This is a genomic window from Altererythrobacter sp. Z27 (assembly GCF_052683155.1).
Genome location: NZ_JBQYMC010000001.1, coordinates 1154024 through 1170876, shown reverse-complemented (window position 1 = coordinate 1170876; position 16853 = coordinate 1154024). Strand labels below are relative to the sequence as shown.

Annotated in this window: 19 protein-coding genes; 14 read left to right on the top strand and 5 right to left on the bottom strand. The window is 64.8% G+C overall.

Annotation, left to right across the window (positions count from 1 at the left end):
- Nucleotides 1–3: 3 nt before the first annotated feature.
- From cobT to ACUJ47_RS05760, 5 genes are read left to right on the top strand one after another with little or no spacing between them, the layout of a single operon-like run.
- Nucleotides 4–1830: a cobaltochelatase subunit CobT gene (cobT, locus tag ACUJ47_RS05780; RefSeq protein ID WP_445537466.1), complete on the top strand. Its 1827-nt coding sequence runs from the start codon at nucleotides 4–6 to the stop codon at nucleotides 1828–1830.
- Nucleotides 1827–2501 carry a nitroreductase gene (locus ACUJ47_RS05775; protein ID WP_445537465.1) on the top strand — a complete coding sequence of 225 codons (675 nt, stop codon included), beginning with the start codon at nucleotides 1827–1829 and terminating at the stop codon, nucleotides 2499–2501. Before cobT ends, ACUJ47_RS05775 begins: the two co-directional genes overlap by 4 nt.
- Before the next feature lie 34 nt (nucleotides 2502–2535).
- Nucleotides 2536–4059: a cysteine--tRNA ligase gene (cysS, locus tag ACUJ47_RS05770; protein ID WP_445537464.1), complete on the top strand. Its 1524-nt coding sequence runs from the start codon at nucleotides 2536–2538 to the stop codon at nucleotides 4057–4059.
- Entirely contained in the window at nucleotides 4059–4517 is a 459-nt protein-coding gene (locus tag ACUJ47_RS05765) for an RES family NAD+ phosphorylase (RefSeq protein ID WP_445537463.1), read from the top strand. Before cysS ends, ACUJ47_RS05765 begins: the two co-directional genes overlap by 1 nt.
- Nucleotides 4514–5452: a D-2-hydroxyacid dehydrogenase gene (locus ACUJ47_RS05760; protein ID WP_445537462.1), complete on the top strand. Its 939-nt coding sequence runs from the start codon at nucleotides 4514–4516 to the stop codon at nucleotides 5450–5452. Before ACUJ47_RS05765 ends, ACUJ47_RS05760 begins: the two co-directional genes overlap by 4 nt.
- A gap of 4 nt (nucleotides 5453–5456) precedes the next feature.
- On the opposite strand, the gene ACUJ47_RS05755 is transcribed toward ACUJ47_RS05760, so the two are convergent.
- Together ACUJ47_RS05755 and ACUJ47_RS05750 are read right to left on the bottom strand one after the other, a co-directional pair.
- Complete coding sequence (locus tag ACUJ47_RS05755) at nucleotides 5457–5816, bottom strand: hypothetical protein (protein ID WP_445537461.1); 360 nt, start codon at nucleotides 5814–5816, stop codon at nucleotides 5457–5459.
- A complete protein-coding gene (locus ACUJ47_RS05750) occupies nucleotides 5806–6006 on the bottom strand; it encodes a hypothetical protein (protein WP_445537460.1) in 201 nt (66 codons plus the stop codon). The genes ACUJ47_RS05755 and ACUJ47_RS05750 overlap by 11 nt, the downstream gene beginning before the upstream one ends.
- Before the next feature lie 131 nt (nucleotides 6007–6137).
- Here ACUJ47_RS05750 and ACUJ47_RS05745 point away from each other — a divergent pair, with 131 nt between their 5' ends.
- The 4 genes from ACUJ47_RS05745 (at nucleotide 6138) to ACUJ47_RS05730 (ending at nucleotide 8780) form a co-directional block, all read left to right on the top strand.
- Nucleotides 6138–6806, top strand: coding sequence for a S24 family peptidase (locus ACUJ47_RS05745; protein ID WP_445537459.1), 669 nt, complete (start codon nucleotides 6138–6140; stop codon nucleotides 6804–6806).
- Nucleotides 6807–6952: 146 nt separating this feature from the next.
- Complete coding sequence (locus tag ACUJ47_RS05740) at nucleotides 6953–7213, top strand: hypothetical protein (protein WP_354144302.1); 261 nt, start codon at nucleotides 6953–6955, stop codon at nucleotides 7211–7213.
- A 409-nt stretch (nucleotides 7214–7622) separates the two neighbouring features.
- Entirely contained in the window at nucleotides 7623–8057 is a 435-nt protein-coding gene (locus tag ACUJ47_RS05735; RefSeq protein WP_445537458.1) for a hypothetical protein, read from the top strand.
- Nucleotides 8058–8138: 81 nt separating this feature from the next.
- Nucleotides 8139–8780 (top strand): MBL fold metallo-hydrolase, encoded by a 642-nt coding sequence (locus ACUJ47_RS05730; protein ID WP_445538868.1) that lies wholly within the window; start codon nucleotides 8139–8141, stop codon nucleotides 8778–8780.
- Nucleotides 8781–8905: 125 nt separating this feature from the next.
- On the opposite strand, the gene ACUJ47_RS05725 is transcribed toward ACUJ47_RS05730, so the two are convergent.
- Entirely contained in the window at nucleotides 8906–9298 is a 393-nt protein-coding gene (locus tag ACUJ47_RS05725) for an MAPEG family protein (protein ID WP_445538867.1), read from the bottom strand.
- Nucleotides 9299–9501: 203 nt separating this feature from the next.
- On the opposite strand from ACUJ47_RS05725, the gene rpmF reads away from it, so the two are divergent.
- From rpmF to ACUJ47_RS05700, 5 genes are all read left to right on the top strand, one after another.
- Nucleotides 9502–9681 carry a 50S ribosomal protein L32 gene (gene rpmF, locus ACUJ47_RS05720; protein WP_165197281.1) on the top strand — a complete coding sequence of 60 codons (180 nt, stop codon included), beginning with the start codon at nucleotides 9502–9504 and terminating at the stop codon, nucleotides 9679–9681.
- A 25-nt stretch (nucleotides 9682–9706) separates the two neighbouring features.
- Nucleotides 9707–10780: a phosphate acyltransferase PlsX gene (gene plsX, locus ACUJ47_RS05715; protein ID WP_445537457.1), complete on the top strand. Its 1074-nt coding sequence runs from the start codon at nucleotides 9707–9709 to the stop codon at nucleotides 10778–10780.
- A complete protein-coding gene (locus tag ACUJ47_RS05710; RefSeq protein WP_445537456.1) occupies nucleotides 10777–11745 on the top strand; it encodes a beta-ketoacyl-ACP synthase III in 969 nt (322 codons plus the stop codon). Before plsX ends, ACUJ47_RS05710 begins: the two co-directional genes overlap by 4 nt.
- A 95-nt stretch (nucleotides 11746–11840) precedes the next feature.
- Nucleotides 11841–12143 carry an integration host factor subunit alpha gene (locus ACUJ47_RS05705; RefSeq protein WP_354144307.1) on the top strand — a complete coding sequence of 101 codons (303 nt, stop codon included), beginning with the start codon at nucleotides 11841–11843 and terminating at the stop codon, nucleotides 12141–12143.
- A gap of 4 nt (nucleotides 12144–12147) precedes the next feature.
- A complete protein-coding gene (locus ACUJ47_RS05700; RefSeq protein WP_445537455.1) occupies nucleotides 12148–12537 on the top strand; it encodes a MerR family transcriptional regulator in 390 nt (129 codons plus the stop codon).
- A gap of 14 nt (nucleotides 12538–12551) precedes the next feature.
- Here the strand turns inward: ACUJ47_RS05700 and ACUJ47_RS05695 are convergent, their stop codons facing one another.
- The gene (locus ACUJ47_RS05695; protein ID WP_445537454.1) at nucleotides 12552–15974 is read right to left on the bottom strand and encodes an AAA family ATPase; all 3423 of its coding nucleotides are present in this window, start codon (nucleotides 15972–15974) and stop codon (nucleotides 12552–12554) included.
- Between the two features lie 30 nt (nucleotides 15975–16004).
- On the bottom strand, nucleotides 16005–16754 hold the full coding sequence (locus ACUJ47_RS05690; protein WP_445537453.1) for a DsbA family protein: 750 nt from the start codon (nucleotides 16752–16754) through the stop codon (nucleotides 16005–16007).
- Nucleotides 16755–16853: the final 99 nt, after the last annotated feature.

The window sequence follows — 16853 nt, the reverse complement described above, 5'->3', positions numbered from 1 at the left end:
CATTTGTCCCAGGAAACCCCTCTCGATCGCTTCAAGCACGCGTTGACCGGCGCAAGCCGGGCGCTGGCGCGCGAGGGTGAGGTGGAAGTGGCGTGGAGCGCGGATGCGCCCTCCTCATCGGGCAAGAACTTCCGCGTTCCGCTGCCCGGGCGCAATTTGCCGCCCGAGCAGGTCGCCGAAGCGCGCGGCTTTGCCGACAGTTTCGCGCTCAAGCTGCGCCATCACGACGCCGCGCTGCATGGCCGCAATGCGCCGCCCGAAGCGGTCGCGCGAGCCTGCTACGACGCGATCGAGCAAGTCCGCTACGAAGCGCTGGGTGCGAACAATTTCGGCGGAGTGCGCTCGAACCTCGATGCGGCGCTCGACATGCGGATCGCGACCGATCCGATCGCGCGCGCGCAGAGCCAGGACGATGTGCCGCTGCAGACCGCGCTTGCGCTGATGTTGCGCGAGAAGCTGACCGGCGAAGCTGTGCCCGAGCGCGCCAAGGCCGGGGTGGAGCTGGTGCGCGGCTTCATCGAAGGCAAGGTGGGCGGCGACCTTGAAGCGCTGGCGCATTCGCTCGACGACCAGAAGGCCTTCCAGGAGCTCAGCCTCGACCTGCTCGAACATCTCGACCTGACGCATCCCGCCGACGCGCCCGACGAAGGCGACAGCGAGGAAGGCGACGACCAGGACGGGCAGGACGAACAGCACGAAGGCGAGCAGGAACAGGGCGCGGGCGACCCGCAGGCGACCGAGATGGCCGGCGACGTGACCGAAGGCGATGCCGATGGCGAGAGCCAGACGGAAATGTCGTCCGAGCAGGAAATGTCGGAAGGCGAGCCGGGCGACGAGGGCGAGGAGGGCATGATGCCCGTGCGGCCCAACCGGCCGTGGACCGACATTCCCTCCAGCTTCGAATACCGCGCCTACACCACCCAGTTCGACGAGGAAGTGCCGGCAGGCGAGCTGTGCGACAATGAAGAGCTCGATCGGCTGCGCGCCTATCTCGACAGCCAGCTCACCGGCCTGCAGGGCGTCGTCACGCGCCTCGCCAACCGGTTGCAGCGCCGCCTGATGGCGCAGCAGAACCGCAGCTGGGATTTCGACCAGGAAGAGGGCGTGATCGACGCCGCGCGGCTGTCCCGCGTGATCATCACCCCGGGGACTTCGCTCGCCTACAAGACCGAGCGCGACGTAGAGTTCAAGGACACGATCGTCACGCTGCTGATCGACAATTCGGGCTCGATGCGCGGGCGGCCGATCAGCATCGCCGCGATCAGCGCCGATATCCTTGCGCGCACGCTCGAACGCTGCGGGGTCAAGACCGAGATCCTCGGCTTCACCACGCGCGCGTGGAAGGGCGGGCAAAGCCGCGAGCAATGGCTGGCAGACGGAAAGCCGCCCAATCCCGGACGCCTCAACGATCTGCGACATATCATCTACAAGCAGGCCGATGAGCCGTGGCGCCGCGCGCGCCGCAATCTGGGCCTGATGATGCGCGAAGGGCTGCTGAAGGAGAACATCGACGGCGAGGCGCTGCTTTGGGCGCACAACCGCCTGATCGGCCGGCGCGAGGATCGCCGCATCCTGATGGTGATTTCGGACGGTGCGCCGGTCGATGACAGCACGCTCAGCGTCAACAGCGCGGGCTATCTCGAAAGCCATCTGCGCAAGGTGATCGAATGGATCGAAAACCGCTCGCCGGTGCAGCTGGTGGCGATCGGGATCGGCCACGACGTGACGCGATATTATCGCCGCGCGGTGACGATCATGGATGTCGAGCAGCTGGGCGGCACGATCATCGAGCAGCTGGCCGAATTGTTCGAGGATGAGAAGCGTAGATGAACGTATCCGAAGCCGTTGCCACCCGCCGCTCTGTGCGCAAGTTCACGGGCCAGCCGGTCGATCGCGCCACGCTTACCCGCGTGCTTGAAAAGGCGCAGCGATCGCCATCCGGCGGCAATACCCAGCCGTGGAATGCGACGATCCTGACCGGCGCGCCGATGCAGGCGCTGTTCGCCAAGGTGGCCGAGCAATTCCCCAAGGGGCGCGAAGCGCATGCCCCCGAATACCACATCTACCCGCCCGAACTCGAAGGCGCCTATGAAGCGCGCCGTTTCGGCGTGGGCGAGGCGATGTATGCCGCGCTCGACATCCCGCGCGAGGATCGGGCCAAGCGGCTGATGTGGTTCGCGGAGAATTTCCGTGCTTTCGGTGCCCCGGTGCTGATGCTGGTGCACACGCCCAAATATATGGGCCCGCCGCAATGGTCTGACATCGGCATGTGGCTGCAGACGGTCGGTTTGCTGCTGCGCGAGGAAGGGCTCGACACCTGCTTCCAGGAGGCGTGGGCGGTCTATTCCCCGCAGATCCGCGAAGTCGTCAAAATCCCTGACGATCACACATTCTTCTGCGGCGTCGCGATCGGCTATCGCGATCCCGATACTCCAGTGAACACCTTCGACGTTCCGCGCGCAGACATTGCGGAATCGATCGACTGGGAAGGGTGGGATTGACCTTGCCAGCGCGCCGCCGCAAAGCGCGCACGCGATGACAGACGCCGTTCCTCTCAAGCTGTTCAACAGCCTTACGCGCAAGCTCGAGACTTTCGAGCCGGTCCATCCGGGCGAGGCGCGCGTCTATACCTGCGGGCCGACGGTCTACAACTATCCGCACATCGGCAATATGCGCGCCTATGTCTTTGCGGACGTGCTGGGCCGCACGCTGAGCTGGAAGGGCTACAAGCTCACCCACATCATCAACATCACCGATGTCGGCCATCTCACTGACGATGCCGATGCGGGCGAGGACAAGATGGAGAAGATGGCTGCCGAGCGGGCGCAGTCGATCTGGGACATCGCGAAGCACTATACCGAGGCATATTGGGCCGATGTGAAGGCGCTCAATATCCGCGAGCCTGCCAAATGGTCCGTCGCGACCGATTACATCCAAGAGATGATCGACTTCGCGAAGTCGATCGCGGACAAGCATTGCTACGAGCTCGACAGTGGGCTCTATTTCGATGTCTCGACTGTCGACGATTACGGCCGCCTTGCGCGCGCCGTGACCGATGAGGGGGAGGGCCGCATCGATGCGGTCGAGGGCAAGCGCAACGGCGCCGATTTCGCGATCTGGCGCAAGACCCCGCCGGGCGAAAAGCGCCAGATGGAATGGGACAGCCCATGGGGCAAGGGCGCGCCGGGCTGGCACCTCGAATGCTCGGTGATGGGCGGCAAGCTGCTGGGCTTCCCCTTCGATATCCACACCGGCGGGATCGACCACCGCGAAATCCACCACCCCAACGAGATCGCGCAGAACCAGGCGTTTTGCTGCACGAATGGCTTGGACGTCGCGGAGAATTCCGGCGCGCGCATCTGGATGCACAACAATTTCCTGGTCGAACGGTCAGGGAAGATGAGCAAGAGTGCGGGCGAGTTCCTGCGGCTCCAGCTGCTGATCGACAAGGGCTACCACCCGCTCGCCTACCGCATGATGTGCCTTCAGGCGCATTACCGCAGCGAGCTGGAATTCAGCTGGGAAGGGCTGGGCGCCGCGCTGACCCGGCTGAAGCGGATGGTGATGGCGGTAGAAACACTCAAGGCGCGTCATGCTGAACTCGTTTCAGCATCCATGCCGAATTCCGAGCCGTCGGTGCGCTCTGACGGATGGACCCTGAAACAAGTTCAGGGTGACGATTGGGGGAAGCTCCAGGCTTCGCTCGACAAGCTTGATGTCGCCATATCGGACGATCTGAATACGGCCATCGCTCTGACCGCGCTGGAAGACGCTCTGGCAACGAAGAAGGTGGATCCTGCGCAGAAGCTGGCGCTCGTGGCGGCGATGGATTCCGTCCTGGGGCTCGACCTCCTAAACCTCACCCGCGCCGACCTGCGTATCCGCCCCAAATCCGCGCAGATCACCGGAGCCGAGATCGAGGAAGCCCTTGCCCGCCGCAAGTCCGCGCGGGCCGAGAAGGATTTCGCCGCCAGCGATGCCATCCGTAACGAGCTCGCCGCCAAGGGTGTCGATGCGATGGACGGCGATCCGCTCGGCTGGGAGTGGAAGCTCGACTGATGCGGCTCTGGCGGCTCACCCGTGCGCCCTTCGTGGCGCTCGACGGGAAGGGCGCCGAATTGCATGGAGCGCGCTACGCCCCGCCGGGCTGCCCGGTGGTGAGCCTTGCCAGCGAGGCCGGGCTCGCGGTGCTGGTGGCGCTGCGTTACCAGCCAGCCGACCTTAGCCAGGCTCCCGACGATCTCGTTCTGGGCTGGACCGAGATTGACTCCGTGCCCGAGCGCGTGCCCGATGCCGACGAGGACTCGATCCGTGCTTTCGTGAGCGAATGGCTCGACCAGCGCCGCTCGCTGGCTGTCGCCATCCGGTCTCGCGTCTTGCCCGAAGCCGATGTGATCTATCTCAACCCGCTTCACCCCGATGCGGCGAAAGTTCCGCCGCTGACTTGCAGGCCGTTCGATTTTGCCGAATGCCTCCATCGCCCGCCAATGCTCGGCCAATACGGGAGCCTATCATGACCACGCTCGCCCTTTCCGCCTTGATTCGCCCGCTGCTCGAGCCGCGCTTGCCCGAAGGGCTCGATGTGCATTGGTTCGCGACTCAGGAAGAGGCGATGCAAGTGGCGCCGAAGGCCGAAATCGGCTGGTTCGATCTCTATGACAAGCAGGCCATGGCTGACACTGTCCGCGCCGCCACAAAGCTCAAATGGCTCAATTCGATCTATGCCGGGCTCGATTTCCTGCCGATGGACGTGCTGATCGAACGCGACATCACCGTCACCAATGGCGTGGGAATCAACGCCATCACCATCGCCGAATATGTCGTGATGGGGATGCTCACCATCGCCAAGGGCTATCGTGACGTGGTGCGCGCGCAGGAACGGCACGAATGGCTGCTCGACAGCCCCGGCAAGCGCGAACTGGCAGGCTCGAAGGCGCTGCTGCTGGGCTATGGCGCGATCGGCAAGCTGATCAAGCCGCGGCTGGAGGCGTTCGACGTCGAAGTGACCGTGGTGCGCCGGTCGGGCGGAGAAGGCGCGCTCACGCCTGACCAGTGGCGCGGCAAGCTGGGAGAATTCGACTGGGTGATCCTGGCAGTGCCCGCAACGCCGGAGACGGATGGGATGATCGGCGCAGCAGAGCTCGCCGCGATGAAAAGCGATGCGGTGATCGTCAACATCGCGCGCGGCGCTGTGATCGACCAGCCCGCGCTGGTGGAAGCGCTCGAAGCCAAGCGGATCGGGGGTGCCTTCCTCGACGTGACGACGCCCGAGCCGCTGCCGCCCGAAGACAGGCTGTGGACGCTCGACAATGCGCATGTCACCATGCACCTTTCCGGGCGCGCGCAGGACAAGATGTTCCAGCGTTCGGCAGATCGCTTCCTCGAAAATCTCGGCAAGTATCTCAAGGGTGAGCCGGTCGCGCCGGTGTTCGATCCGCGATTGGGTTACTGAGGCGCTACGCGTCCTCCAGCAGCAGCAGGGTCGCGGTGACGATCATGCGCGGTGCTGGATGCATCATGTGATTGACTGACGAGATGGTCGCATCCGCCACCAGCTGGCCGGGGATCGCGAACTCGTGATCGGGCAGGGCGGCGATGAAGCGCTCACCCGCCGCCACGGCTTCGGGCCCTGCAAAATCGAGCATCAGTTCGTGGCGCGAGCCGGCAAAGGTGATGCTGGCCCAAGGCGTCTCGCCGTGGTTCAGCAGGCATCCTTGGGCTTCGCCCAGCATCAGCAGCGCTTCGCGAACGCGGTCGCCCGTCGTGCGGCGCGAGCGATAGTTGCGGCGCTTCTTCCCCATGAATTCAGCGCGCATGGACATATCCCTTCATTTCGGGGGCATAGCCCGCCATCCATTGGCGGACGCGCGCCTCGGTGTGCGGACGGGGAGTCCTTCCCATGCGCAGGTCGAGCACGAAGCGCGGATCATGCGCGGCTAGGCGACCGAACTTTGTCGCGGCCATATCGTGCTCGCGCAGGAATTTCTCGACGGTTCTTATCAGCATGGCGGCCCTCATTGGTCTGGAATTGCTGGCGAATCATTGATTGCGTTCCCTATTCGTTCCATCCGAATTCCTACTTGTCTAGGAAAAATCCTATGATATAGGAATTTTCCGATGAGTTGAGGAATGAAGCCATGGACAAGGGCGAGAATGAGCGGGAACGGCTGCTCGAACTGGCGCAGGGGGCGGGGGTCAGCCTTGCGGCGCTATCCGACATGATCGGGCGCAACCCCAGCTATTTGCAGCAATTTATTCGCAAGGGTTCGCCCCGCAAGCTGGAGGAGCAGGACCGCCGCACGCTGGCGAGCTTCTTCGGCGTGGATGAAGCGGAGCTGGGCGGTTTCGCTGCGGTGGTGCAGGAAAAATCCTACGCAAAGCCGGGCGCGGCGCTGTTGCGCCCCGATTGGGTCGAAGTGCCGCGGCTCGATATCGGCGCCTCCGCCGGGCCGGGTACAATGCCGCTATCGGAGATGCCGTTCGACGCTTTCCGCTTTTCGCGCCGTTGGCTCAGCGAGCAGGGGCTGGCGGGCGCGCAGCTTTCAGCCATCACGGTCGAGGGTGACAGCATGGAGCCGCTGCTGCGCGATGGCGATGAGATATTGGTCGACCGCACTCCGCGCCCTTTCCGTGACGGAGTGCATGTCGTCCGCCTGGGCGATACGCTGATGGTCAAGCGTGTGGCCTCGACCGGCGCGGGAAGGCTGGCGCTGCTCAGCCAGAATCTCGCCTATCCGCCGGTCGAAGTGGCGGCGGATGAGGTCGAGATAGTCGGTCGCGTGGTCTGGAAGGGTGGACGGATTTAGCGCCTCGACCGGCGATTTGCGCCAGTCCGACATCGCCCTGCGCCAATCGGAAATGCGATGGCGTTTTTCTGCCACAATGCTGAATAGATTCGCGCGAATAAGAGCGGGTCGTTGGGTCGTGCATCGTCCTTATTGGGGAGACCACAATGACCAGATCCAAATTCGTTGCAGCAATCGCGGTTCTTGCGATCGCCACGCCTGCTCTGGCTGGCGAAATCACTGGCAATGGCAAATTCACGCCAGTCCACGACTATGTCGCCAGCTCGATCTGCAGCTTCAGCGGCTATAACGACACGCCTGGCGAGGACGGCTTTGGGCAAGTTCAGGCATATGGGATGCTGGTGAAGGCCTTCGGCGGGTTTGCACCCGGCGAATTCCACCACCCCGGCGTTGCTTGCCGAGGCTGACCCTGATGCAGCAAGGTTCGCGTACAGGGCTGATATTACCCCGGCCTGGCGCGTGAGCCATGGAGACCCCGCCATGTCGGCGGGGTCTTTCATTTCGACGGGGCTACAGCCAGCCGAGCACACGCAGCGCGCTTCGACGGCATAGGCGGCGGCGAACACCGCTGCCGCGCAGATCGAGCCTCACGCCATTTTCTTCGGCTTGACCTCTCCTCGTGCACACGGCATCTCGCCTGCATGGAATTTCGTTCAGCCACGACCGGCATCCAAACGCGCCGCCAAATACCTGCGGCGGCGATCGGTGTGCCTGTCATCTGAAGCGAATTTCCTTCAAGACCAAGCCAACCGAAACCCCGCCCGGCCGGCGGGGTTTTTCGTGCCGGTCGGGCCTTTCCGATAAAGGACCAAGCCAATGACCGAATTTTCTTCAGACGAAGCGATCGAACGCCTCGCCGCGAGCGTGCTCGACACCAGCCTGCCTTATGCCGAATGGAGCCATGCGGCGCATTTCGCGATGGCGCTGTGGTGCATCCGGCACCGCGCGGATCTCGCCGAACCGGACGGGCTCCGCGAAGTGATCCTGCGCCTCAACGATGCGCATGGCACGGCGAACACCGACAGTTCGGGCTATCATCACACCATCACCATCGCTTCGTTGGCAGCGGCGCGGGCGGTGCATGATGCGCATGATGGCGGCGAACCGCTCCCCACGGTGCTCGCGGCTCTCTTGTCTGGCCCCTATGGCAAGTCGGACTGGATCCTCGAGTATTGGACGCCTGACCGGCTTTTCAGCGTCGAGGCTCGGCGTGGATGGGTGGCGCCGGACAAGGCGCCACTGCCGTTCTAGCGAATATGCGCCTTGCATTGCTGCGGCCGACTGGCCATTTCCACCGGCATGAACGATGCGACGCCCAAGCCCGTGCCGCCGATGAAGGCCGCGATCATACCCGTTACGCCGCTGCAGCAGAATTGCTCACTGATCTGGTGCACGAAGACGATGAAAGGCGCGCTGGTCGATCCCGGCGGCGATCTCGACAAGCTCAAGGCCGGGGTGGCCCAGGCTGGCGTAACGCTGGAAAAGCTGCTCGTCACGCATGGCCATCTCGACCATTGCGGGCAGACCGGCATGCTGGCCGAAGAGCTCGGCCTGCCGATCGAAGGTCCGCACGAGGATGACCGTTTCTGGATCGAGCAGCTCGATGATGACGGCGCACGCTGGGGCATGTTCGCCAAGAGCTTTGAACCGACGCGTTGGCTCAAGCATGGCGACACGGTGACCGTGGGCGAACTGACGCTCGACGTGATCCATTGCCCCGGCCACACGCCCGGCCATGTCGTATTCTACCACGGCCCCAGCCGCTTCGCGATCGTAGGCGACGTGCTGTTCCAGGGCAGCATCGGACGGACCGACTTCCCGCGCGGCAATCACCAGCAATTGATCGATTCGATCACGCAGCGGCTATGGCCGCTGGGCGAAGACGTCACTTTCATTCCCGGCCATGGCCCGGTCAGCACCTTCGGCCACGAACGCAAGACCAACGCCTTCGTCAGCGATTACGCGCTTTCTTAGTTCCGCACGACATCCGTCGTGCGATTTCCTCGCTCACACGACCTGAAGGTCGCGTCGCTGCGGACGCCCAGCCGGACTTGCGGCTCGCTAGTCGCTCGCCGATTGCCTCGACAAAGGAAGCGGAATCACATCACCCCCGTGAGGACAAGCACCGCCACGATAGCCAGGCCGAGCAGGGTCAGCATGGTGATCAGCGTGCCGATCATGCGCGGCTTGGTCGGGCCTTCGCCATCCATGCCGATGCCATGCGCGATGCGGCCGAGCATATAAAGGCCGGCGACATAGGCCAGCCACTGGCCGCCTTTTCCGCTCAGTTCGATCGCGGCCACGAGAATCAGGACGAACGGCGTGTTCTCGACGAAGTTGAGCTGCGCGCGCATCCGGCGGGTCAGCGGCCCGCCCGCATCGTCGCCGTGGATCACTTTCAGCTTGCCGCGCATCTGCCCCACGCGAATGCCGAGCCAGATATTGATGATTGCGGCCGCGGCTGCGGCGGATAGCGTTACGGGTAGCAGCATGTACATGCGGGATCCTCTCCTCCTTGGGTGGTGATTTGCTACCGAGTTGCCATGTGGGTTGCAACGGGGGAAAATTGCGCTATAGCGCGCGACTTCCCGCCATGGCCGGGTTCGACGCCGCGCACGAGTGACTTGTGCGCCCGCCGTGCCTGCCCTAGGGCGACCCACGATTTTGTTGTTTTGTTTGAGGAACAGGTGCCGCCATGGCTGTCCCCAAGAGGAAAGTATCGCCCCATCGTCGCGGCAATCGCCGCGCTCATGATTCGCTCAAGGTCGAAGCATTCCACGAATGCTCGAACTGCGGCGAATTGAAGCGGCCGCACAATCTGTGCCCGCACTGCGGCTATTATAATGGTCGCGAGGTTGTCGCGGTCGGCCTTTAAGCACCGCTGAGCTGGAGGACGAGGAATGAGTCTGCCGCGTATCGCTATTGATGCGATGGGCGGCGATGAAGGCGTGCGCGTGATGGTCGAGGGCGCTGCGCTCGCCCGTCGCCAGCACGACAAGTTCCAGTTCCTGCTGGTAGGCGACGAAGCGCGCATCGCCCGCGCACTCGAAACGCATCCGAACATGCGTGGTGCCTCCGAAATCCTGCATTGCGAAGACGTGGTGGCCGGCGACGAGCTGCCCAGCCGCGCTTTGCGCCGCGCCAAGACGACCAGCATGGGCCTCGCGGTCAATGCGGTGAAGGAAGGCAAGGCGGGCGCTGCCGTCAGCGCGGGCAACACCGGCGCGCTGATGGCGATGAGCAAGCTTGCACTGCGCACCATGCCCGGCATCGACCGCCCGGCGCTCGCGGCGTTGATGCCGACGCTGGGCGAGAATGACGTGATCATGCTCGACCTTGGCGCCAATACCGAAGCCGACGCCCGCAACCTCGTGCAATTCGCGATCATGGGCGCGGCCTATTCGCGCATCGTGACCGGGCGCGAGCGCCCGCGCGTGCGCCTGCTCAATATCGGGACCGAGGAAATCAAGGGGTTCGACCGGTTGCGCGAAGCCGCGACCCAGCTGCAGCAGGCCACCGGCCTTGAAATGCAGTTCGACGGATATGTCGAATCGGACAAGATCAACCGCGGCGAAGTCGACGTGGTGGTGACCGACGGTTTCTCGGGCAATATCGCGCTGAAGGCGATCGAAGGCACTGCGCGCTTCGTTACTGACCTGCTGCGCAATGCCTTCACCAGCTCGCTGCGTTCGAAGATCGGCTTCCTGGTCTCGCGCCCGGCCACCGAATTGCTGCGGCATCACCTCGACCCCAACAACCACAATGGCGCGGTCTTCCTCGGCCTGAACGGCGTTGTGGTGAAGAGCCATGGCAGCGCCAGCGCCAAGGGCGTGGCAAATGCCGTGGCGGTCGCAGCCCGACTCCTGGAGGACAATCTGACTCAGCGGATTACGCATGACCTTGCCGAACTTGGCGAGGACGGCCTGCGCGTTGCGCCCGGCAATGGTGGCGCGACCGACGAGGGGTCACAGTGATCCGCTCGGTCATTCGCGGCAGCGGGTCGGCGCTTCCGGCCAAAGTGGTCACCAATGCCGAACTGGCTGAGCGCGTCGATACCAGCGACGAATGGATCGTCGAGCGCAGCGGGATCCGCCAGCGATATATCGCGGGCGAGGGCGAAACCACGGCGACGCTGGCGATCGATGCTGCGCGTGCGGCGCTGGCCGATGCCGGGATGGACGGCGCGTCGATCGATTTGATCGTGCTCGCCACCGCCACTCCGGACAACACTTTCCCGGCCACCGCGACCAAGGTGCAGGATGCGCTTGGCTGCAATGGCGGGATCGCTTTCGACGTTGCGGCAGTATGTTCGGGCTTCCTCTATGCGCTCGCCACTGCCGACTCGATGCTGCGCACGGGCCTTGCGAGTCGCGCGCTTGTGATCGGCGCGGAAACCTTCAGCCGCATCCTCGATTGGGAAGATCGCACCACTTGCGTTTTGTTCGGCGACGGGGCCGGAGCGGTGATCCTGGAAGCGACCGAATGCACTTCGGAGGATGCGCCGGGCATCATCTCGACACGCCTTCATGCGGACGGCGCGCAGCACGAATTGCTCTATACCGATGGCGGGCCCTCAACCACGCAGACCGTCGGCCATGTGCGGATGAAGGGGCGCGAAGTGTTCCGCCACGCGGTGGTGAACCTGGCCGATGTTCTCAACGAAGTCCTTGAACATACAGGGCTTTCTGCGGCTGATATCGACTGGGTCGTGCCGCACCAGGCGAACAAGCGCATCCTCGATGCGACTGCCCGGAAGCTTGGAATTGCCGATGAAAAGGTCATCGTGACGGTCGACCAGCACGCCAACACATCGGCGGCGTCGGTCCCGCTTGCGTTCGATGTGGCGCGCAAGGACGGGCGCATCAAACCCGGCGATCTGGTGATGTTCGAGGCCATGGGTGGCGGCTTCACCTGGGGCGCCTGCCTCGCCCGGCTGTGAACAATCGCCCCCCTCTCAAACATGTGATTTGCCAAGCTTACTTGTTCGCCATACACTGTGCGGCGAGGGTCGTCGGGATATAAGGGAGGCAGCGCATGATGCGTTCGGTGGGCACGCTAACACGCTCAGACCTGGCTGAGACAATCAACCGCAAGATGGGTTTCTCGCGGGCGGAATCTCTGGATCTGGTTGAAGCAATCCTGGAAAAGATGTCGAAAGCGCTCGAAGCGGGCGAAAACGTCAAGATTTCGGGTTTTGGTACCTTTGTATTGCGCGACAAGCGCGAGCGCGTCGGGCGCAATCCCAAGACCGGCATCGAAGTTCCCATTACCCCGCGCCGGGTGATGACCTTCCGCGCCAGCCAGCTCCTCAAGGAGCGGATCGCCAAGGCCGATTGATCCGATGTCGGCTTCCTTCGACGATGGCAAGGACGCGAGTGCGCTGAGGACCATCGGCGAAGTGAGCGATGCGCTCGGCATCAAGCAGCATGTCCTGCGATACTGGGAACAGCAATTCCCCATGCTCAAGCCGCTCAAACGCAGCGGCGGGCGGCGTTACTACCGGCCCGAAGACGTCACGCTGGTCGAAACGATCGACCGGCTGGTCAACAGCGAAGGCTATACGCTGAAAGGCGCCAAGGCAGCGATCCGCGAAGGCAAGCCGCAGGGCAGGCCGCCACTGGCTGTGCAAGCGGGTGTGGCGATTTCAGTCGAACAAGCGAGCGGCGGAGATGACATCCGGCGGCAGCTCAAATCGATCCGGAACCGGCTGGCGGCCGCGCTCGAGGCTTGACCTCTGACGCAGCCCTATTCGGCTGCCAGCAGCTCCGCTTCGCCCAAATCCACGCTGACCAGGCGGCTCACGCCCTTTTCCGCCATCGTCACGCCGAACAGGCGGTGCATCCGGCTCATGGTCACCGCATTGTGGGTGACGATGAGGTAGCGTGTGCTGGTATCGCGCACCATGGCATCGAGCAGGTCGCAGAAACGCTCGATATTGGCATCGTCAAGCGGCGCGTCGACTTCGTCGAGCACGCAGATCGGCGCAGGATTGGTCAGGAACAGTGCAAAGATCAGCGCGGTCGCGGTCAGCGCCTGCTCGCCGCCTGACAGCAGGCTGAGGCTCTGCAGCCGCTTGCCCGGCGGCTGGGCATAGATTTCCAGCCCGGCTTCGAGCGGATCGTCGCTGTCCACCAGTGCCAGATGCGCCTGCCCGCCTTCGAACAGCCGCGTGAAGAGCGTACGGAAATGTCCGTCGACCTCTTCGAAGGCGGCACGCAGCCGTTCACGGCCCTCGCGGTTGAGATTGCCGATCGAGCCGCGCAGCCGGTTGACGGCTTCCGCAAGTTCGGCCTGTTCGCCTGCATTCGCGCCGTGCTCTTCCTCGATCCGCTTGAGTTCTTCCGCAGCCACAAGGTTCACCGGCCCGATCCGCTCGCGGCTGGCGGTGAGCTGCTCCATCGCTTCGGATTCGGCGGAAGCATCGGCCACCTGCTCGGGGTCGAACTCGAAACGTTCGGCCAGCAGCGGAGGCGGGCACTGGAAGCGCTCGCCCGATATGCGTGCCATCTCGCCGCGCCGCGCTTCTTCATTCTCCGCTCTTGCGGTGAGCCCGGCGCGCGCTTCGCGCTGCGTCGCGAGTGTCTCGTTGGCTTCGGCGAAGGCGCGATCGGCGGCATCGAGTGAGCCTTGCGCTTCGGCCACGACCCGCTCGGCTTGGGCCAGTTCGGTGGCGAGTCGTGCGCGCATCGTGTCGCCTTGTTCGATCTCCGCCATCAGCCCGGCGGGCTTGGCCGCGACCACGGCGCGTTCTTCCTCGATCTCTTCCAGCCGCCGCGCGACTTCGGCCATGCGCCGCGCCGCTTCGCCTGAGCGGGCTTCCCAATTGGCCTTGTCGCTGCGTTGCGCGGCGAGGCGCTCGCGCGCGACAGCCAGCGCCTGGTCATGCGCGGCCAGTTCGGCGGCGGTCGCCTGTACTGCACTGCGCGCGGCCTCATTGCGCGCCTGCGCCGCTTCGAGCGTGGCCCTGCCGCTGTCGGGTGAGGGCAGCCCTGCACGCTTGGCTTCGGCAGCGGAAACATCCTTGCCAGCTGCCGCGATCTCTTCGGCGAGCTGCCCCAGCGCTTCCTCGATCTCGCGGCTTCGCACCGCATAGCGTTCGCGCGCCGCCTCGGCCTGGTCGAGTGCGCGCAATGCCTGTCGTTCGGCATCTGCTGCCTGCGCCAGTGCCCGCTCGCGCGCGACGAGGTCAGTCTGCAGCGCGGTGAGTTCTTCGCGCACGGAAGCCTCTGCCTGCTCGCTTGCGGCAAGTGCCTCGCGCAGGCCGGGGAGCTGCTGTTCCAGTTCCGCGAGCCGGTTCGCGGCTTCGAGCCGCGCCGCTTCCGCCGCGCCTTCGCCGCGCGCCACGAACCCGTCCCAACGGCGCAAATGGCCTGCGCGGGTGACGAGCCATTCGCCCGGCTTCAGCGTGCGCCCGTCGTCGCTGTCCGCAACATGCACCAGCGCAAGGCGTGGTTTGAGCTCGTCCGGGCAGGCGGTGATATGCGCCAGCAGGCTGTCGGCGAGCGGCGCGGGCGCATTCCCGCCGGTCCAGAACCTGCCGTCGCTGTCGCCTTCGGGGCGGCCCAGCGGCGACTTGCCATCGCGGCCGAGCACAGCGGCCAATGCGCGTTCATAGCCGGGTGCTACCGCAACCTTGTCGAGCGCAGCGGGCAGGCCTGCACGGCCCTTCGCCTGCCGTTCACGCGCTTCGCGGTCGCGCACCAATGCCTGGTATTCGCGTTCGACCCCGGCCAGCTCCGCCCGGGCCGAAGCCGATGCGGCACCAGCCTCGTCGCGCTGCGCCTGGAGTTCGGCCTTGCGTGCCTGCCCGTGAGCCAATGCCTCGCGCAATTGCTCGAGCGCCTTTGCAGCGGTTTCGGCTTCGCTGCGAGCCTGTTCCACCGCGGCTGCCGGGTCGCCGCCTGCGGCAAGCTCCTGCAATTGCCGGTCCTGCCGTGCACGTTCGGCATCGAGCCGCTCGAGCCGCGCTTGCGCTTGCACGATTTCGGCTTCGGCGACGCGCCATTCGGCCTCGACCCCGGCGTGATCGGCAGTTGCGCGAGCCAGCGCCAGCTCGGCCGCGCGGGAAGCGCGGTCGGCATCGTCGGTACGGCGTAGTATTTCGGGGCGGCGCTCTTCGTCGGCAGCGAGCGCAGCCGCGCTGGCTGCAAGGTCGCGTTCGAGCCGGGCCAGTGCTTCCGCGGCGTCGTGGGTCACGCGCCCGGCATCGCCGCGATCTTCCTCGAGCCGCGTCTTCTGCCGCTCAAGATCGGCCAGCCGCTGTTCGGCGGCTTCGAGCTGGCTGGTGAGCGCAGCCATGCGGTGGCCGTGCGCGCTGGCGTCATCGCGCCGGTCGGCCAGTTCGTCACGCGCCTCGCTGACGGCATGCGCGGCTTGCGCCTGTGCCTTCTGCGCTTCGTCTGCGGCCGATTTCGCTTCGGTGACGCGGATTTCCGCCGCCTGCGCCGCCTTGCACGCCTCTTCGGCCATGCGTGCGGCATCGCGCCAGCGGGCATAGAGCAGGCGCGCTTCGGCGAGCTTGATCTGCTCGGAAAGCTTGGTGTAGCGCTCGGCCTGCTTGGCCTGGCGACGCAGCGAGGAAATCTGCGCTTCGAGCCCCGCCATCAAATCTTCGAGCCGCGCGAGGTTGGCTTCTGTCTGCCGCAGCTTGCCTTCGGCATCCTTGCGCCGCACGTGCAGGCCCGCGATGCCTGCCGCCTCTTCCAGCATGGCACGTCGCTCGGTCGGCTTGGCGGCGATCACTTGCGCGATCTTGCCCTGGCTGACGAGCGCGGGAGAATGCGCGCCCGTGGCGGCATCGGCAAAGGTCAGCGCCACGTCCTTCGCGCGCACGTCACGCCCGTTGACGCGATAGGCGCTGCCCGCGCCGCGCTCGATCCGGCGGGTCACTGAAAGCTCTTCGCCTTCGGCATCGCGCCCGTGCAGCACCACTTCGGCGAAATCGCGCGGCGGGCGCGATTGGGTGCCGGCAAAGATCACGTCTTCCATCCCGCCCGAGCGCATGGATTTGGGCGAATTCTCGCCCATCACCCAGCGGATCGCTTCGAGCAGGTTCGACTTGCCGCAGCCATTGGGGCCGACCACCCCGGTCAGCCCGGGTTCCACGCGCAATTCCGCCGGCTCGACGAAGCTCTTGAAACCGCTGAGCTTGAGCCGGTGGATCTCCATTACGCTATGGTACCCCCCTTCTTGGCCGACTTACCGTGCGCCGGCAGTCTGCAGGATCGGTTCGAGCGCTTGCCACGTGTTCACTTCGAGCTTCTTGCCATTGAGGAAGAAGGTCGGCGTGCCGGTGACGTTCAGTTCGGTGCCCTGCTGTTGCGAACGTGCGGCGATCGCTTCGATCTTGGCGTTGTCGGAAAGGCAGGTGCGCGCCTGCTCGCTGCTCAGCCCGCGTGCGGCGAAGAAGTCGATCAGCCCGGTAGCCTGCGCGATACCGACAAAGCGCTGCTGCGGCGGCAATTGCGCTGCGGCCTCGAGAGCCGCGCCGTTCCGGTTCGCATTGTCGAAAATGGCGTCGATCGACGCCCAGGCCTGGTCGGCCAGCGGCATCATGTTCTGCGGCTGGCCGCAACGCACCAGCGCCGCGATGGTCAGGTCCAGCGGGTCGCGCACGAGGTTACGCAGCTCGAGGCTGACGACACCGGTCGAAACATATTGCTTCTTCAGTTGCGGCGAACCGTCCGCTGCAAACTGGGCGCAATGCCCGCAAGTGTGGCTGGCATATTCGATCAGCTTGATCGGCGCATTGGGGTTGCCCACCAGATAACCGTCTTCTGGGGTGACTGCGACCACATCGGTCCAGGCTTGCCCGTCAGGCGCGGGGATCGCTGCAATCGGTTCACCGGCGGGCGTGTCTGCAGTCTCTTCGGTTCCGCTGCATGCGGCCAGCGCCAGCGCGAGGCCGGCGGCAACCGAAGAGGCTAGGAAACGGCGCGAAATCGTCATCTGTTTTGAATCCTTACGTCTGAACGGGGGAGGCTATACTATGCGGGAAGGGGGGTGAAGCGCGCGGGGCAGCTTTCCACAAGTCCATCCCCGCACATG